Origin of the sequence: Pseudomonas pichavaramensis (assembly GCF_050473265.1) — a bacterium.
GTDB lineage: Bacteria > Pseudomonadota > Gammaproteobacteria > Pseudomonadales > Pseudomonadaceae > Aquipseudomonas.
In genome coordinates, this window is record NZ_JBJKFJ010000003.1 from 1 (window position 1) to 15829 (window position 15829).

Consider the following 15829-nt stretch of genomic DNA (forward strand, 5'->3'; position numbering starts at 1 on the left):
GTAACGCTTCAACCCTGTATCGATGCACTTTCCAGTTCAGGCCAGGTGAGGCGGGGCAAATGCCCCGCCTCATCTGGCCTGATTGGGTGCTGGGCGATTTCGTTTTGATCAGACACTTGTGCCACCTAAAGCTGAGGATTTATTTACCGAGGCGTTGTCCTCTTCTGGCGAATTCAGGCTCGTGCGACCGGTTCAAGATGGTCAGAGGCGGTCTGTGCAGTAGGCGTCCTCAGCGTTAGGTGGTCTTCCGTTTGGGAGATACCCCACTGGAATCGCGGCAATTTGTCCTTCCATGATGCTCGTCTCTTTACTCATGAAAATGAGAAGATACTGCAATTGAGTATGCCCGCAGATTGCTGAGGATGAAGATGTCGTTTTCCCGCAGACAAGTGCTCGCCGGCCTGGCCGGTCTTGGTGTCGTTGGCCTGGGTGCTGGTGGCGTGCGCTACTGGTTGGGGCGCCCGGAGAATGTGGCGACCCATGATTACGAGCTGATCGCTGCTTCGGTCGATATGGAATTGGTGCCGGGGCATGTGACGCCGGCCTGGGGGTACGGCGGGCAGGCGCCGGGTGTCGAGCTGCGTTGCCGCCAGGGTGAGCGGCTGCGGGTACGCTTCATCAACAAGCTGGAGCAGCAGAGCACCATCCACTGGCATGGCATCAGGCTGCCGCTGGAAATGGATGGCGTGCCCTATGTCTCGCAGGCGCCGGTTTTGCCGGGCGAGTACTTCGACTATGACTTCATCTGCCACGACGCCGGCAGCTTCTGGTATCACCCGCATACCACCAGCGCCGAGCAACTGGGCCGGGGTCTGGTCGGGCCGCTGATCGTCGAGGAGCGCGAGCCGACCGGTTTTCGCCATGAGCGCACGCTGAGCCTGAAGACCTGGCATATCGATGAGCAGGGCGCCTTCACACCGTTCATGGTGCCGCGCCAGGCCGCGCGTGAAGGCACCCGCGGGCGCCTGACCACGATCAATGGCGAACCGAACCCGACGCTGGAGCTGCCGGCCGGGCAGGTGGTGCGCCTGCGCCTGATCAACCTCGACAACACCGTTACCTACCGCCTCAACCTGCCGGGTGGCGAGGCGCGTATCTATGCGCTGGACGGCAATCCTGTACAGCCTCGGCCGTTGGGCAAGGAGTACTGGCTTGGCCCGGGTATGCGTATCGATCTGGCGCTCAAGGTGCCGTCAGCCGGCGAGGAGTTGTCACTGCGCAATGGTCCGCTACGCCTGGCGACGCTGAAAGGTGCAGTCAGCACCGAGGCGGCCGGTGACTGGCCACCGGCGTTGCCGGCCAACCCGATCGCTGAGCCTGATCTGTCGCGTGCCGAGACCTTGCGCTTCAACTTCGAGTGGGCGGCGGCTTTGGCGTCGCCGGCCGATGAGGCTGCCGGACGCTACAAGTATTGGCAGATCAACGGTCAGGCCTGGGATATCAACGACAAGACGTGCGCCGACCGGCCCATCGCCACGTTGAAGAAGGATGGTCACTATATCTTCGTACTGCGCAACATGGCGCAGTACCAGCATCCTATCCATCTGCACGGCATGACCTTCAAGGTGCTGGGCTCCGACCGGCGCAAGATCATTCCGTACTTCACCGATACCTATCTGCTGGGCAAGAACGAGACGGCGCGCATCGCCTTCGTCGCCGATAACCCCGGCGTATGGATGTTCCATTGCCATGTGATCGACCATATGGAAACGGGACTGATGGCCGCCATCGAAGTGGTGTAGGGTGAGCGCCGTTTGCAGACCTGCCCGGATGGCGGGTCGCCCTACGGATTATTGATGCAATGAAACGACCGCAGATCATCGACCGCTCGCGCGACGAGCACTTCATGCGCCTGGCGCTCGACCAGGCACGCCTGGGTGCGGAGCAGGGTGAGGTGCCGGTCGGTGCGGTGCTAGTCCAGGACGGTGAGGTGGTGGGGCAGGGCTACAACTGCCCGATCCTGCGCCATGACCCCAGTGCGCACGCCGAGATGGTGGCGATCCGCGCTGCCGCGCAATCGGTGCAGAACTACCGGCTGCCGGGCAGCACCCTGTACGTCACGCTGGAACCGTGCAGCATGTGCGCCGGGCTGATCGTGCATGCACGTATCGCCCGTGTGGTATTCGCAGCCAGCGAGCCGCGTGCCGGGGTGGCGATCAGTCAGGGGCAGTTCTTCGATCAGGGCTTTCTCAACCATCGGGTGTTGGTGGAAGGCGGCTTGCTGGCCGAGGAGAGCGGGGCGCTGCTGAAACAATTCTTCAAGGCCCGGCGTGGCTGAGAGGTTACAGGGCGCTGCGACGACGAAACGAGTGATGACCCTGCTGACCGCCCCGGCTGTAGGCGCGGTATGTGCAGAGTCGTTTCTCGGCGGTTTGCAGTAGACGTTAGCTAAGCGCTCCGCAAGCCTTACCCTCAAACGTGGGCGCTTAACGCGCATCAAATCGCAGCGTGCAGCGAGCAATACCACGTCTTCCATACACTGTGCCGCCGACAGGCGTTAGAGCAGGCAAGGTGAAATCGGTGGGTTTCACCAGCGCAGGGCGCTTTTCTCGGGCCATCCTCAGGCTGAGCTATCCTTGCCGAGGGCGTTGTTGCCTGGGAGCGGGCTGATGATAGGTATGGGTATCGCCGGTATCCGGATTTTTTCAGGATACCTGAGGCGATTGTATTTGATGGGCGCTCTTGGGCTTGCATGGAGTTATTGCAGCGCAACTTATGCAGCCCCACAAACATTGATTATTGTCACCAGCGAGTTGCCCCCCTATACCAGCGCTGAACCGCAGAACAGTTTTCTAAGCTCGTTACTGCAGGAAGTGGGCAAGGTAATGGGTGTCAATTTCGAGTTCCGTTTTATGCCCTGGGCGCGTTGTGAGCAAGCCGTGGATTCGCTGCAAGCATGGGCCACCATGCCTTATGTTCAGACGCCGGAGCGTGAGAAGAAGTTTCTGTTCTCCAACCCTCTGTATGCCAAGCGAACAATGCTCTTTCACTACAATGAAGAGCCACCGACACTTCCGCTGACCTTCACTGATTTGAGTGAACTCAGCCAATATAAAGTCGGCGGTGTGCGCGGCTATTACTACGAAAGCGTTTTTTCTGAAGCCGGAGTGAGGCTATCGCTTGCTTCAAGCGATGAGCAGGGTTTCAGAATGCTGCGTGCTGGCCGCGTTGATCTGATGCCAGCCCTGGAGGTGGTGGGCTGGGATATCATCCGTCATATGTTTCCGCTTGAAGAGCAAGCTAACTTCCATGTCATGGAGACGCCTCTGAATGTCGGCCACAACTACCTGATGACTTCGCGTCGTTACCCGCAGGCCGAGCAACTGCTTGAGCGTTTCAATCATGCACTGCGTGTTCTGGAGCTGAACGGCGTTTATCGCAAGTTAGCTATCCGGCACGGTATCGTTGACAGCCGTCGAGCAAGCGCTGAATAAGACCGCCTGATTTTGGAAAAACATCCGAATTCCATTCATCGTTTTTTCCGAGAAGGCAGATGACTTCGGTGAGGGGGCGCCTGCGAAGTTACAGCGGCGGGGTTTCTTCTTCGGGCTTGCGCTTGTCGATGCCCGGCACATGGATGCCACTTTCGGCGACTTGTGTGCCTTCCAGTTGCGGCTGGGTCACCCAGGTAAGAATGTCGTAGTAGCGGCGGATGTTGCGCACGAAGTGCACCGGCTCGCCGCCCCGGGCATAGCCATAGCGCGTCTTGCTGTACCACTGTTTCTGCGCCAGGCGCGGCAGGATCTTCTGCACGTCGGCCCATTTGTTCGGGTCCAGGCCTTCGGCCTCGGTCAGCTTGCGCGCGTCTTCCAGATGACCGCCGCCGACGTTGTAGGCTGCCAGGGCGAACCAGGTGCGGTCCGGCTCGGCGATGCCTTCCGGCAGTTGCTGATGAACCTGGATGAAGTAGCGGGCACCACCGTCGATGCTCTGCTTGGGGTCGAGTCGGTTGGACACGCCGACCGACTGCGCAGTGCGCTGGGTGAGCATCATCAGGCCACGCACACCGGTCTTGGACGTGGCGTTGGGCTGCCACAGCGATTCCTGATAGCCCATCGCAGCCAGCAGGCGCCAGTCGATCTGATTGGCCTGGCCTGCCTGGCGGAACATCTTCTCGTAGCGCGGCAGGCGTTTTTGCAGGTGCTGGGCAAAGGTGTAGGCGCCAACGTAGCCGAGTACGTCGACGTGGCCGTAGTAGCGTTCCTTGAGGCGCTGCAGGGTGCCGTTGGCCTGAGCGCGCTCGAGGAAGGCGTCGATTTCCAGCAGCAGGCTTTCGTCTTCGCCAGCGGCTACCGCCCAGCGCATGGTGTTGGTGTCGCCCAGGTCGAACGCGACGCGCACGTTGGGGAAATACACCTGGTTCATCGCCAGTTCGTTGGAGTCGACCAGGGTCAGGTCGATCTGCCCTTCGTCGACCATACGCAGCAGGTCGACCACTTCGACGGCGTCGGAGACTTCGAACTTGAGCTCGGGGAATTGCTGCTTGAAGGCTTCCAGTTGCTCGGCATGACTGCTGCCGGCCAGTACCAGAATGCGTTTGCCGACCAGGTCTTCCGGCTTGGTCGGGCGAGACTCGCCGTTGCGGTAGATGACCTGCGGCGTGACTTCCAGGTAAGGGATGGAGAAGCGTGCCTGGCGCTGGCGCTGCGGCGTATCCACCAGGCCGGCTGCAGCCAGAACCGGGCCATCAGGACGTTCGAGGCTGGAGAATAACGTGTCGAGGTTGTCTGCCGTCTCGATCTTCAGCTCCAGGCCCAGGTCGCTGGCGAAGCGCTTGGCCAGTTCGTACTCGAAACCGGTGGCGCCGTTGCGGTCCTGGAAGTAGGTGGCCGGGCTGTTGCGAGTGACCACGCGCAGCTCACCCTCCGCCTTTACCTGCTCGAGTACGCTGGGCTTGGGTTCTTCGCCACAGCCAGTGAGCATCAGGAGGGTTCCAATCGCCAACAGCCCTGTGGCGCAACGCATGCGTGTCGCAGGTCGTGCAAACATCGGCGCAGTATACGCAAAGCATCGTCGCTGCCATATCTCGACAGCGCTTCGCTTCTCTGCTAGCGCTCGCCCGTCTCGAAAGCGCCCGGCACGGGTGCTGAGCGCGCGGCTTTAGGCTAGAATGCACGGCCTCCAAGTACACCCCTTCTCCAGAGGCTGTTCCGACGATGTTGATCCTGCGCGGCGCTCCCGCCCTTTCCGCTTTCCGCCATGGCAAATTGCTTGAGCAACTGACCAGCAAGGTGCCGGCCGTGACCGGGCTGTACGCCGAGTTCGCGCATTTCGCCGATGTCACCGGCGTACTCAACGCCGATGAAGAGCAGGTGCTGGCGCGACTGCTCAAGTATGGCCCGAGCGTTGCGGTGCAGGAGCCCAGCGGTAAGCTGTTCCTGACCATCCCGCGTTTCGGCACCATCTCGCCCTGGTCGAGCAAGGCCAGCGACATCGCCCGCAACTGTGGCCTGGCCAAGGTCCAGCGCCTGGAGCGCGGTATTGCCTATTACGTCAGCGGCGAGCTGAGCGAAGCCGATAGCGCTGCCGTCGCCGCGCTGCTGCATGACCGCATGACTCAGCTGGTGCTGAGTACCCTCGAGGATGCTGCCGCGCTGTTCAGCCATGCCCAGCCCAAGCCGCTGACCGCCGTGGACATTCTCGGTGGTGGCCGCGCCGCGCTGGAGCAGGCCAACCAGGATCTCGGCCTGGCCCTGGCCGAGGACGAGATCGACTATCTGGTGAAGAGCTTCAATGACCTGGGACGCAACCCGCACGACATCGAACTGATGATGTTCGCCCAGGCCAACTCCGAGCACTGCCGCCACAAGATCTTCAATGCCAGCTGGGACATCGACGGCCAGAGCCAGGACAAGTCGCTGTTCGGCATGATCAAGAACACCTACGAGATGAATCGCGAAGGTGTGCTCAGCGCCTACAAGGACAACGCCTCGGTCATCGAAGGCTTCAGTGCCGGACGCTTCTTCCCCAATCCGCAAAGCCGTGAGTACGGTGCGGTGCAGGAGCCGGTGCACATCCTGATGAAGGTGGAGACGCACAACCACCCGACCGCCATTGCGCCGTTCCCTGGTGCCTCCACCGGCTCCGGTGGCGAGATCCGTGACGAGGGTGCGACCGGCCGTGGTGCCAAGCCGAAGGCGGGCCTGACCGGCTTCTCGGTGTCCAACCTGAATATCCCCGATTTCCTCCAGCCCTGGGAAAAGCCCTACGGCAAGCCCGAGCGCATCGTCAGCGCGCTGGACATCATGATCGAAGGCCCGCTGGGCGGCGCCGCGTTCAACAACGAGTTCGGTCGTCCGGCGCTCAACGGTTATTTCCGTACCTTCGAGCAGGCGGTCGGCAGCCCGCGTGGCGATGAAGTGCGCGGCTACCACAAGCCGATCATGCTCGCCGGCGGCCTCGGCAATATTCGCGAGAATCATGTACAGAAGGGCGAGATTTCGGTCGGCGCCAAGCTGATCGTGCTCGGTGGTCCAGCCATGCTCATCGGCCTCGGCGGCGGCGCCGCTTCGTCGATGGCCACTGGTGCCAGCTCGGCCGACCTGGACTTCGCCTCGGTGCAGCGCGAGAACCCGGAAATGGAGCGCCGCTGCCAGGAGGTCATCGACCGCTGCTGGCAGCTGGGCGAAGCCAACCCGATCAAGTTCATTCATGACGTTGGCGCCGGTGGTATCTCCAACGCCCTGCCGGAGCTGATCAACGACGGTGGCCGTGGTGGTCGCTTCGAGCTGCGCAAGGTGCCCAACGACGAGCCGGGCATGGCCCCGCACGAAATCTGGTGCAACGAGTCGCAAGAGCGCTACGTGATGAGCGTGGACGCCGCCGACTTCGAGCGCTTCCAGGCCATCTGCGAGCGCGAGCGTTGCCCGTTCGCCGTGGTCGGCGAGGCCACTGCCGAACCGCACCTGACCGTGACCGACAGCCATTTCAGCAACACTCCGGTGGACATGCCGCTGGAAGTGCTGCTGGGCAAACCGCCGCGCATGCACCGCAGCGTGCAGCGCGAAGCCGAGCAGGGCGACGATTTCGCCGCCAGCGCGGTGGCCATTGGTGAAGCGGTGGAGCGCGTATTGCGTCATCCGGCCGTGGCCAGCAAGAGCTTCCTGATCACCATTGGCGACCGCACCATCACTGGCTTGGTTGCTCGCGATCAGATGGTTGGCCCGTGGCAGGTGCCGGTAGCCGACTGCGCCGTCACCGCCACCAGCTTCGACGTCTACACCGGTGAAGCCATGGCCATGGGCGAGCGCACGCCGCTGGCGCTGCTCGATGCCCCGGCTTCCGGGCGCATGGCGGTGGGTGAAACCATCACCAACCTGGCAGCCGCACGTATCGGCAAACTGTCCGACATCAAACTGTCGGCCAACTGGATGGCCGCTGCCGGCCACCCGGGTGAAGACGCACGCCTGTACGACACCGTCAAGGCCGTCGGCATGGAGCTGTGCCCGGCACTGGGCATCACCATTCCGGTGGGCAAGGACTCCATGTCCATGAAGACCCGCTGGCAGGACGAGGGCGTCGACAAGAGCGTCACCGCGCCGCTGTCGCTGGTGATTTCCGGCTTCGCGCCGGTGCAGGACATCCGCCAGACCCTGACCCCGCAGCTGCGCATGGACAAGGGCGAAACCGACCTGATCCTTATCGACCTGGGGCGCGGCCAGAACCGTATGGGCGCGTCGATCCTGGCGCAGGTCTATGCACAGATCGGCCAGCAGGCGCCGGACCTCGACGATGCCGAAGACCTCAAGGCCTTCTTTGCCGTGATCCAGGGCCTGAACGCCGACGGCCACCTGCTCGCCTACCACGACCGCTCCGACGGCGGCCTGCTGACCACCGTGCTGGAAATGGCTTTCGCCGGTCACTGCGGCTTGGCGCTGAATCTCGACGCTCTGGCTGATGATGCCTCCGAGCTGCCGGCCGTGCTGTTCAACGAAGAACTGGGCGCGGTGATTCAGGTGCGCCAGGACGCCACTCCGGAAGTGCTAGCGCAGTTCAGCGCGGCAGGTCTGGATGACTGCGTGGCAGTGATCGGCCAGGCGGTGAACAACGGCGAAGTCAGCATCAGCTTCAATGGCGAGCCGGTGTTCACTGGCGAGCGTCGTCTGCTGCAGCGTCAGTGGGCGGAAACCAGCTATCGCATCCAACGTCTGCGCGATAACGCGCAGGGCGCCGATCAGGAATTCGACCTGCTGCTGGAAGAAGACAACCCCGGTCTGTCGGTCAAGCTCGGCTTCGATGTCAACCAGGACATCGCCGCGCCCTACATCAAGAAGGGTGCGCGTCCGCAGGTGGCGATCCTGCGCGAGCAGGGCGTCAACGGTCAGGTGGAAATGGCCGCGGCGTTCGACCGTGCGGGATTCTCGGCCATCGACGTGCACATGAGCGACATCCTCGCCGGTCGCGTCAGCCTGGAAGAATTCAAGGGCCTGGTGGCTTGCGGTGGCTTCTCCTACGGTGACGTGCTCGGCGCCGGTGAAGGCTGGGCCAAGTCGGTGCTGTTCAACAGCCGCGCCCGTGATGCCTTCCAGGGCTTCTTCGAGCGCCGTGACAGCTTCACCCTCGGTGTGTGTAACGGCTGCCAGATGATGAGCAACCTGCACGAGCTGATTCCGGGCACCGAGTTCTGGCCGCACTTCGTGCGTAACCGCTCCGAGCAGTTCGAAGCGCGCGTGGCCATGGTTCAGGTGCAGGAGTCGGCGTCGATCTTCCTGCAGGGCATGGCTGGTTCGCGCATGCCGATCGCCATCGCCCACGGTGAAGGTCATGCCGAGTTCGAAAGCGAAGAGGCGCTGCTGGAGGCGGACCTGTCCGGCACCGTGGCCCTGCGCTTCGTCGACAACCACGGCAAAGTCACTGAAACCTACCCGGCCAACCCCAACGGTTCGCCGCGTGGTATCACTGGCCTGACCAGTCGCGATGGCCGTGTGACCATCATGATGCCGCACCCGGAGCGGGTGTTCCGCGCCGTGCAGAACTCCTGGCGCCCGGACGAGTGGCAGGAAGACGGCGGCTGGATGCGCATGTTCCGCAACGCTCGCGTCTGGGTGGACTAACAGCGGCCGCGTAGCGGCCCTCTGATGACCCTCTCCCGCTTGCGGGAGAGGGCCAAAGCGTCCAGCTTGAGCTTGCAGATGTCATACCGTCGATATCAGCAGGGCGTTATGGCCAACACCGAGCCCTCTCCCCTAAATGGAGGAGGGAGCCGATCGTGGAGCCCGTAGCCCGGATGCAATCCGGGACACTGCTGCCATACCTTCACCCGGATCCATCCGGCTACACAGGCCCAACCATGGCCGATGATCCTCTTCCCATCCTTCCAGAAGTTCGCCTGGTCAAACCCGGCGAAACTCATCACCTATGCCGCTGCGGGCATTCGCCCGAGATGCCTAACTGCCCACCCGACTGCGCCCAACCCCTGATCCTGCGTCCCGAACGCGAGCAACGGCTGCTGCTCTGCCGGTGTGGGCGTTCGGCCGAGTTGCCTTATTGCGATGGCAGCCACAGCCCGCCAGCCGCCGGCTTTGCCGACAAGTGGCGACGCTTTTTTAACGCTTGCTGAGAACGTCACGGCTGTTGCCCGAGTCGAAAGCAGCGAATCGTTTTGGTGCTGCTTGTGGATTTGTGCCGACAATCTCAAGATAATTGCATGTCAAAGTGACATCATGTGGGCGTCATGGTTTGCCCGTTGGTCGGCAGCCCATCTGCGGAGAGTTTGATGTACAAACTGTGTTTCTACGTGCCGGAAACCCATCTGGAACCGGTGAAAAAAGCGGTGTTCGCAGCGGGAGGCGGGCGCATCGGTCTCTATGACAGTTGCTGCTGGCAGGCGCTCGGCCAAGGGCAGTTCCGCGCCCTGGAGGGCAGCCAGCCGTTTCTGGGGCAGGTTGGCGAGATCGAGCAGGTCGCCGAGTGGAAGGTGGAGATGGTCGTGGCAGACGAGCTGATCCACGATGCGGTCAAGGCGATGAAGAAGCACCATCCCTATGAAACGCCGGCCTTCGAGGTCTGGCGTCTGTCCGATCTGCAGTTCTGAAAAAGGCGCCGATGGCGCCTTTCTCTTGAGTCCGTATCAGGGGCGAATCTCGATCAAGGTGCCGTCCTTGACCAGGCTCCACACCTCGCGCATGTCGTCGTTCTTCATGGCAATGCAGCCCTCGGTCCAGTCCAGGGTGTGGAAGAACCACTCCGGATATTCCTCATCCAGCGGTGTACCGTGAATCATGATCATGCCCCCGGGCGGCACGCCGGCCTTCCTGGCATGCGCCAAGTCACGGGCGTTGGGGTAGGAAATGTGCAGCGACAGCTGGTACTTGTCGCTCGGCTTGCGCCAGTCGATCCAGTAGAAACCTTCCGGTGTACGCAGGTCGCCTTCGCGTTGCTTGGCGCCATTGGGTTGTTTGCCCAGGGAGATGCGGTAGGACTTGATGGTTTCGCCGCGCTGCTGCAAGTGCAGCTTGCGCTCGGATTTGAGGATCAGCACCTTGTCGACGGTGCGGCTGCTGTTCGCGGGCGTGGTGCTGGCGACGGCATTCAAGCTGAGGATCAGGCAAAGCAGGGGCAACAACCAGCGCATCGGGGAGCATCCGCAAGGGTCAACGGGGTATGTAGTGGGCGCGCAGCGCTTCGAGGGGCTCGTTGCGTACCGGGAAGAGGTTCTGCCGGCGATCGGCGAAGAAGCATTCTAAGGTACGGCCTATGGTCGGGAAAGCCAGCTCTGACCAGGGGATCTCGCTTTCTTCGAACAGGCGTACCTCGAGGCTTTCCTCGCCTACTGCAAAGTCGAGGTCGACCAGTTGTGCGCGAAACAGCATGTACACCTGACTGATATGCGGCAGGTCGAAGAGGGTGTAGAGGCTGAGGTCGCGTACCCGAGCGCAGGCTTCCTCCAGGGTTTCGCGGGCGGCGGCCTGCTCGATGGTTTCGCCGTTTTCCATGAAACCGGCAGGCAGCGTCCAGTAGCCTCGGCGCGGTTCGATGGCGCGCCGGCACAGCAGGACCTGTTCACCCCAGACGGGCAGGCAGCCCGCGACGATACGCGGGTTCTCGTAATGCACGGTGGTGCATTGGTTGCACACATGGCGCATGCGGTTGTCACCTGCGGGGATCATGCGGGTGACGGGGTTGCCGCACTGACTGCAGAATTTCATGCCTGATCCTCGTTCATGGCGTTATCTTGGCGGTCCTGATTCAGGCCGGCAAGCCCGCGATTCTGGCCAGCCAGCCCTTTCGTCGGGGTTGGGCGTGTGGCTGCTTTCATGCCATGATGCCAGGCAAAACAAGACTCCGAGTATGGCCATGCTGGACGAGTTACTCCATCGCGTGCGTGATTATCGACCGCGCCCTCTGGAGGCCGGGCACAGCTTCCCCGAGGCGGCAGTGCTGGTCCCGATCACCCGTAGCGACGAACCTGAACTGGTACTGACCCTGCGTGCCAGCGGCCTGTCGACTCATGGCGGTGAAGTCGCTTTCCCTGGCGGGCGACGGGATCCGGAGGATCGTGATCTGGTGGATACCGCGCTACGCGAGGCCGAGGAGGAGGTGGGATTGCCGCCGGGGCTCGTGGAGGTGGTTGGGCCACTCAGCCCGTTGGTGTCCCGCCACGGTATCCGCGTCACGCCCTATGTCGGGCTGGTGCCCGATTACGTCGAGTACAAGGCCAACGATGCGGAAATCGCCTCGGTGTTCTCCGTGCCGCTGGCGTTCTTCCGCAGTGATCCGCGTGAAGTCACCCACCGTATCGACTACCTCGGGCAGAGCTGGTACGTGCCGTCCTACACCTATGATCAATACCGCATCTGGGGGCTGACGGCGATCATGGTCGTGGAGTTGGTCAACCTGCTGTACGACGCCGATATCGCCCTGCACCAGCCCCCCGAACACTTCATACACCTGCGCTGATAGCGCCGAGGACTGACGAGCATGAAATATCGCCTGGGAAGCTCCCGTGTCGACGCCCATCCCGATAGCTGGGTCGCACCCAGCGCCGACCTGATCGGCAAGGTTCGCCTGGAGGCAGGTGCCAGTGTCTGGTTCGGTGCCGTGCTGCGTGGCGACAACGAACTGATTCATATCGGTGAGAACAGCAACGTCCAAGACGGCACCGTCATGCACACCGATATGGGCTTTCCGCTGACGCTGGGCAAGGGCGTCACCGTTGGTCACAACGTGATGATGCATGGCTGTACGGTGGACGATTACAGCCTGATCGGCATCAATGCGGTCATCCTCAACGGCGCGAAGATTGGCAAGAACTGCATCATCGGCGCCAACAGCCTGATTCCCGAGGGCAAGGTCATCCCCGATGGCAGTCTGGTCATGGGCAGTCCGGGCAAGGTGGTGCGCGAGCTCACTGACCAGCAGAAGAAGATGCTGGAAGCCAGTGCCGCCCATTACGTTCATAATGCGCAGCGCTATGCCCGAGAGCTGGTTGTTGACGATGAATGACGAGAAACCCGTGCGCTCTCCCTGCGTGCACGTCTGTGCGCTGGACGAGCAGGACATCTGCATCGGCTGCCAGCGCACGGCCGCTGAAATCACCCGCTGGGGCCGCATGGACAATGCCGAGCGCCGCGAGGTGCTGCAACACTGCCTGGAGCGCGCCCGCGCTTCGGGTCTTTTAATGCCTTCCTGATTCACTGTTCGAGGAACCCTCATGCCCCGTATTGGAACCCCTTTGTCGCCGTCCGCGACCCGTGTACTGCTGTGTGGCTGCGGCGAGCTTGGCAAGGAAGTGGTCATCGAGCTGCAACGTCTGGGCTGTGAGGTGATTGGTGTCGACCGCTACGCCAACGCCCCGGCCATGCAGGTCGCCCATCGCTCCCACGTGATCGACATGCTCGACGGCGCCGCCCTGCGTGCCGTGATCGAGCAGGAACAGCCGCACTACATCGTTCCGGAAATCGAGGCCATTGCCACCGCCACGCTGGTCGAGCTGGAGGCTGAGGGCTTCAACGTGGTGCCGACTGCGCGTGCTGCGCAGCTGACCATGAACCGCGAGGGCATTCGTCGCCTTGCGGCCGAAGAGCTGGGACTGCCGACTTCGCCTTACCATTTCTCCGATACCTTCGAGGATTACGCTGCGTCGGTGAAATCCGTCGGCTATCCCTGCGTGGTCAAGCCGATCATGAGTTCTTCCGGCAAGGGCCAGAGCGTGCTGAAAAGCGATGCCGACCTGCAGAAGTCATGGGACTACGCCCAGGAGGGCGGGCGTGCCGGCAAAGGGCGGGTGATCGTCGAGGGCTTCATCGATTTCGATTACGAGATCACCCTGCTCACCGTGCGTCATGCCGGTGGCACCAGCTTCTGTGCCCCGATTGGTCATCGCCAGGAGGGTGGCGACTATCAGGAGTCCTGGCAGCCGCAACCGATGAGCCCGAAGGCGCTGGCAGAGTCCGAGCGCGTGGCGCTGGCGGTGACCGAGGCGCTGGGTGGTCGCGGCCTGTTCGGCGTCGAGTTGTTCGTCAAGGGCGATCAGGTGTGGTTCAGCGAAGTGTCGCCGCGCCCGCATGACACCGGTCTGGTCACGCTGATTTCCCAGGAGCTCTCCGAGTTCGCCCTGCATGCGCGTGCGATTCTCGGTTTGCCGGTTCCGGTCATTCGCCAGATGGGCCCGTCGGCGTCGGCGGTGATCTTGGTCGAAGGCAGTTCGCAGCAGGCCAGTTTCGCCAATCTCGGCGCCGCCCTGAGCGAAGAAGACACGGCCCTGCGCCTGTTCGGCAAGCCTGAGGTCAAAGGTCAGCGCCGCATGGGTGTGGCGCTGGCGCGTGACGAGTCCATCGAGGCCGCCCGCGCCAAGGCGCTGCGCAGCGCACAAGCGGTTCGCGTTCAGCTGTGAGTCGGCTGGCGCAGTGGTGGCTGGTGGCGTTGCCGCTGCTACCACTGGCGCTGCCGTTGGCCTTGCATACCCGGCGTACGGCCCTGCGCCTGCCGGTGGCGCAGGGCGAACCCGTGGGTGTCGCTGCAGCGGATTTGCCGGGTAAACCACTACGCCTGCTGCTGATCGGTGAGTCGACGGTGGCGGGTGTCGGTGTGCAGGGCGTCGATCAGTCCCTGGCGAGCTGTCTGGCTGCGGCGCTGGCCCGGCATCTGGAGCGCCCCGTGCACTGGCGTGCGTATGGCGAGAATGGCATCACCGCAGACCAGGCGTGTGAATGTCTGTTGCCGCAGGCGCTGGATGAGTCGGCCGATCTGGCGTTGCTGGTATTCGGCGTCAACGACACCACCCATCTCACATCTGCCGCTCGTTGGCACCAAGCGCTGGCCAGGATGGCTGCAGCCCTGAGTGCGCAGGGGGCTTGCGTGGCATTCAGTGCAGTGCCACCGCTGCAGCACTTCGCGGCGTTGCCCTGGCTGTTGCGGCAGTTGCTGGGCTGGCGGGCGAGCCTGCTGGATGACGAGCTGCAAGCGTTGACGCGGCGCGTGGGAGCGCTGCATTGCGCGCTGGATCTACCGTTCGAGGCGCACTATCTGGCCGAGGATGGCTATCACCCGTCGGCGCAGGGCTATCGAGTATGGGCCGATGGCCTGGCGGCGCGTCTCAGTCCGCTGCTTCAGCGTCTGTCTTGACCTTCTCTATCTGCCAGACACGCACGCTCTTCACCCGGTTCTCGGCGGCCTGCAGGATTTCCAGGCGATAGGGGCCGATCTTCAGGCAGACCGCGCTGTCGGGAATGCTTTCCAGCGCTTCGGTGATCAAGCCGTTGAGGGTCTTGGGACCGTCGCTGGGCAGGTGCCAGCCGAGGGTCTTGTTCACTTCGCGGATATAGGCCGCGCCATCGATGACCAGGGTGCCGTCTTCCTGCGGGTGGATATCGGGGCTGCGCAGGCTGTCCTGATTGCTGAAGTCGCCGACGATTTCCTCGAGGATGTCTTCCAGGGTGACGATACCGATGACCTCGCCGTACTCATCGACAACGATACCGATGCGCCGCTTCTGTTTCTGGAAGTTGATCAGCTGGGTCGACAGCGGCGTGTTTTCCGGCACGAAATAGGGTTCGTGGCAGGCGGCCAGCAGCGCATCCTTGGTCAGCTGGTTGTGACTGAGCAGGCGGGCGATCTGGCGCATGTGAACCACGCCTTCGATCTGGTTGATGTCGCCGCGAAATACCGGCAGGCGCGTGTGCGGGGTGCTGCGCAACTGGCCGACGATGCTTTCCAGGTCGTCATCGAGGTCGATGCCGGCGACCTCGTTGCGCGGGATCATGATGTCGTCGACCGTGACCCGCTCCAGATCGAGGATGCCGAGCAGCATGTTCTGGCGGTTTACCGGCAGTTCGGAGCCGGACTCGCGCACCACGCTGCGCAATTCCTCGGTGGACAGGCTGTCGCTGGCCCGTTGCGCCGGATCGACGCCGAACAGGCGCAGCAGGCCGTTACTGATCACGCCAGTCAGCCAGACCACGGGATAAAGCACGCGTTGCAACAGGCTCAGTACGCGGCTGGCAGGGAAGGCCACCAGTTCCGGGCGCAGCGCCGCCAGGGTCTTGGGGGTGATCTCGCCGAAGATCAGCACGACGATGGTCAGGCCGGCTGTGGCGATGGCGATACCGGCCTCGCCCCACATGTCCACGGCCAGCACGGTGGCAATCGAGGCAGCGAGGATATTCACCACATTGTTGCCGACCAGAATGGTGCCGAGCATGCGATCGGGGCGGTCGAGCAGGCGAGTGACACGCTTTGCGCCGCTGTGTCCTTCCTTGGCCAGGTGTTTGAGTCGGTAGCGGTTGAGGCTGAGCATTCCAGTCTCGGAGCTGGAGAAGAACGCCGAGCAGAGAATCAGGAAAATCAGCAGGCCGAGCAGGTAGCTCGAATGAAAATCGTCCACGACGGC

General features: G+C 62.6%; 15 protein-coding genes. 11 read left to right on the forward strand and 4 right to left on the reverse strand.

All coding sequences use genetic code 11. The features are described from left to right. The first annotated feature begins 368 nt into the window (after window positions 1-368). The 3 genes from ACJRW5_RS05755 (at window position 369) to ACJRW5_RS05765 (ending at window position 3434) form a co-directional block, all read left to right on the forward strand. Window positions 369-1742 (forward strand): multicopper oxidase family protein, encoded by a 1374-nt coding sequence (locus ACJRW5_RS05755; RefSeq protein ID WP_484569578.1) that lies wholly within the window; start codon window positions 369-371, stop codon window positions 1740-1742. 59 nt (window positions 1743-1801) lie between these two features. Continuing rightward, window positions 1802-2278 (forward strand): tRNA adenosine(34) deaminase TadA, encoded by a 477-nt coding sequence (tadA, locus tag ACJRW5_RS05760; RefSeq protein ID WP_484569579.1) that lies wholly within the window; start codon window positions 1802-1804, stop codon window positions 2276-2278. Between the two features lie 340 nt (window positions 2279-2618). Then, entirely contained in the window at window positions 2619-3434 is an 816-nt protein-coding gene (locus tag ACJRW5_RS05765) for a substrate-binding periplasmic protein (protein WP_484569580.1), read from the forward strand. A gap of 88 nt (window positions 3435-3522) precedes the next feature. Here the strand turns inward: ACJRW5_RS05765 and mltF are convergent, their stop codons facing one another. Further along, complete coding sequence (mltF, locus tag ACJRW5_RS05770) at window positions 3523-4989, reverse strand: membrane-bound lytic murein transglycosylase MltF (RefSeq protein WP_484569581.1); 1467 nt, start codon at window positions 4987-4989, stop codon at window positions 3523-3525. Window positions 4990-5156: 167 nt separating this feature from the next. Here mltF and purL point away from each other — a divergent pair, with 167 nt between their 5' ends. From purL to ACJRW5_RS05785, 3 genes are all read left to right on the forward strand, one after another. Continuing rightward, window positions 5157-9053, forward strand: a complete 3897-nt coding sequence (gene purL / locus ACJRW5_RS05775; protein ID WP_484569582.1) for a phosphoribosylformylglycinamidine synthase — start codon at window positions 5157-5159, stop codon at window positions 9051-9053. Window positions 9054-9382: 329 nt separating this feature from the next. Then, window positions 9383-9559, forward strand: a complete 177-nt coding sequence (locus ACJRW5_RS05780) for a CDGSH iron-sulfur domain-containing protein (RefSeq protein WP_484569924.1) — start codon at window positions 9383-9385, stop codon at window positions 9557-9559. A gap of 156 nt (window positions 9560-9715) precedes the next feature. Then, window positions 9716-10033: an NGG1p interacting factor NIF3 gene (locus ACJRW5_RS05785; RefSeq protein ID WP_484569583.1), complete on the forward strand. Its 318-nt coding sequence runs from the start codon at window positions 9716-9718 to the stop codon at window positions 10031-10033. A 36-nt stretch (window positions 10034-10069) separates the two neighbouring features. Here ACJRW5_RS05785 and ACJRW5_RS05790 read toward each other — a convergent pair whose 3' ends face one another. Continuing rightward, window positions 10070-10573, reverse strand: a complete 504-nt coding sequence (locus ACJRW5_RS05790) for a L,D-transpeptidase family protein (protein ID WP_484569584.1) — start codon at window positions 10571-10573, stop codon at window positions 10070-10072. 19 nt (window positions 10574-10592) lie between these two features. Beyond that, window positions 10593-11147 carry an NUDIX hydrolase gene (locus ACJRW5_RS05795; protein ID WP_484569585.1) on the reverse strand — a complete coding sequence of 185 codons (555 nt, stop codon included), beginning with the start codon at window positions 11145-11147 and terminating at the stop codon, window positions 10593-10595. A gap of 148 nt (window positions 11148-11295) precedes the next feature. Here ACJRW5_RS05795 and ACJRW5_RS05800 point away from each other — a divergent pair, with 148 nt between their 5' ends. The 5 genes from ACJRW5_RS05800 to ACJRW5_RS05820 are packed head-to-tail and all read left to right on the forward strand — an operon-like array spanning window position 11296 to window position 14565. Beyond that, window positions 11296-11898, forward strand: a complete 603-nt coding sequence (locus tag ACJRW5_RS05800; RefSeq protein WP_484569925.1) for a CoA pyrophosphatase — start codon at window positions 11296-11298, stop codon at window positions 11896-11898. A 21-nt stretch (window positions 11899-11919) separates the two neighbouring features. Continuing rightward, the gene (locus ACJRW5_RS05805; RefSeq protein WP_484569586.1) at window positions 11920-12444 is read left to right on the forward strand and encodes a gamma carbonic anhydrase family protein; all 525 of its coding nucleotides are present in this window, start codon (window positions 11920-11922) and stop codon (window positions 12442-12444) included. After that, window positions 12437-12631 (forward strand): DUF1289 domain-containing protein, encoded by a 195-nt coding sequence (locus ACJRW5_RS05810; RefSeq protein WP_484569587.1) that lies wholly within the window; start codon window positions 12437-12439, stop codon window positions 12629-12631. Before ACJRW5_RS05805 ends, ACJRW5_RS05810 begins: the two co-directional genes overlap by 8 nt. A 21-nt stretch (window positions 12632-12652) precedes the next feature. Then, window positions 12653-13834, forward strand: a complete 1182-nt coding sequence (purT, locus tag ACJRW5_RS05815; protein ID WP_484569588.1) for a formate-dependent phosphoribosylglycinamide formyltransferase — start codon at window positions 12653-12655, stop codon at window positions 13832-13834. Beyond that, on the forward strand, window positions 13831-14565 hold the full coding sequence (locus ACJRW5_RS05820) for an SGNH/GDSL hydrolase family protein (RefSeq protein WP_484569589.1): 735 nt from the start codon (window positions 13831-13833) through the stop codon (window positions 14563-14565). Before purT ends, ACJRW5_RS05820 begins: the two co-directional genes overlap by 4 nt. Here the strand turns inward: ACJRW5_RS05820 and ACJRW5_RS05825 are convergent. Next, a complete protein-coding gene (locus ACJRW5_RS05825; protein WP_484569590.1) occupies window positions 14537-15823 on the reverse strand; it encodes an HlyC/CorC family transporter in 1287 nt (428 codons plus the stop codon). The two genes, ACJRW5_RS05820 and ACJRW5_RS05825, sit on opposite strands and share 29 nt — an antisense overlap. Between the last annotated feature and the right edge of the window lie 6 nt (window positions 15824-15829).

Bases quoted from the DNA above. Each gene is read 5' to 3' on its own strand.
- ACJRW5_RS05755 (WP_484569578.1), top strand. From the start codon at position 369: ATGTCGTTTTCCCGCAGACAAGTGCTCGCCGGCCTGGCCGGTCTTGGT.
- tadA (WP_484569579.1), top strand. From the start codon at position 1,802: ATGAAACGACCGCAGATCATCGACCGCTCGCGCGACGAGCACTTCATG.
- ACJRW5_RS05765 (WP_484569580.1), top strand. From the start codon at position 2,619: ATGGGTATCGCCGGTATCCGGATTTTTTCAGGATACCTGAGGCGATTG.
- mltF (WP_484569581.1), bottom strand. From the start codon at position 4,989: ATGTTTGCACGACCTGCGACACGCATGCGTTGCGCCACAGGGCTGTTG.
- purL (WP_484569582.1), top strand. From the start codon at position 5,157: ATGTTGATCCTGCGCGGCGCTCCCGCCCTTTCCGCTTTCCGCCATGGC.
- ACJRW5_RS05780 (WP_484569924.1), top strand. From the start codon at position 9,383: ATGCCTAACTGCCCACCCGACTGCGCCCAACCCCTGATCCTGCGTCCC.
- ACJRW5_RS05785 (WP_484569583.1), top strand. From the start codon at position 9,716: ATGTACAAACTGTGTTTCTACGTGCCGGAAACCCATCTGGAACCGGTG.
- ACJRW5_RS05790 (WP_484569584.1), bottom strand. From the start codon at position 10,573: ATGCGCTGGTTGTTGCCCCTGCTTTGCCTGATCCTCAGCTTGAATGCC.
- ACJRW5_RS05795 (WP_484569585.1), bottom strand. From the start codon at position 11,147: ATGAAATTCTGCAGTCAGTGCGGCAACCCCGTCACCCGCATGATCCCC.
- ACJRW5_RS05800 (WP_484569925.1), top strand. From the start codon at position 11,296: ATGCTGGACGAGTTACTCCATCGCGTGCGTGATTATCGACCGCGCCCT.
- ACJRW5_RS05805 (WP_484569586.1), top strand. From the start codon at position 11,920: ATGAAATATCGCCTGGGAAGCTCCCGTGTCGACGCCCATCCCGATAGC.
- ACJRW5_RS05810 (WP_484569587.1), top strand. From the start codon at position 12,437: ATGAATGACGAGAAACCCGTGCGCTCTCCCTGCGTGCACGTCTGTGCG.
- purT (WP_484569588.1), top strand. From the start codon at position 12,653: ATGCCCCGTATTGGAACCCCTTTGTCGCCGTCCGCGACCCGTGTACTG.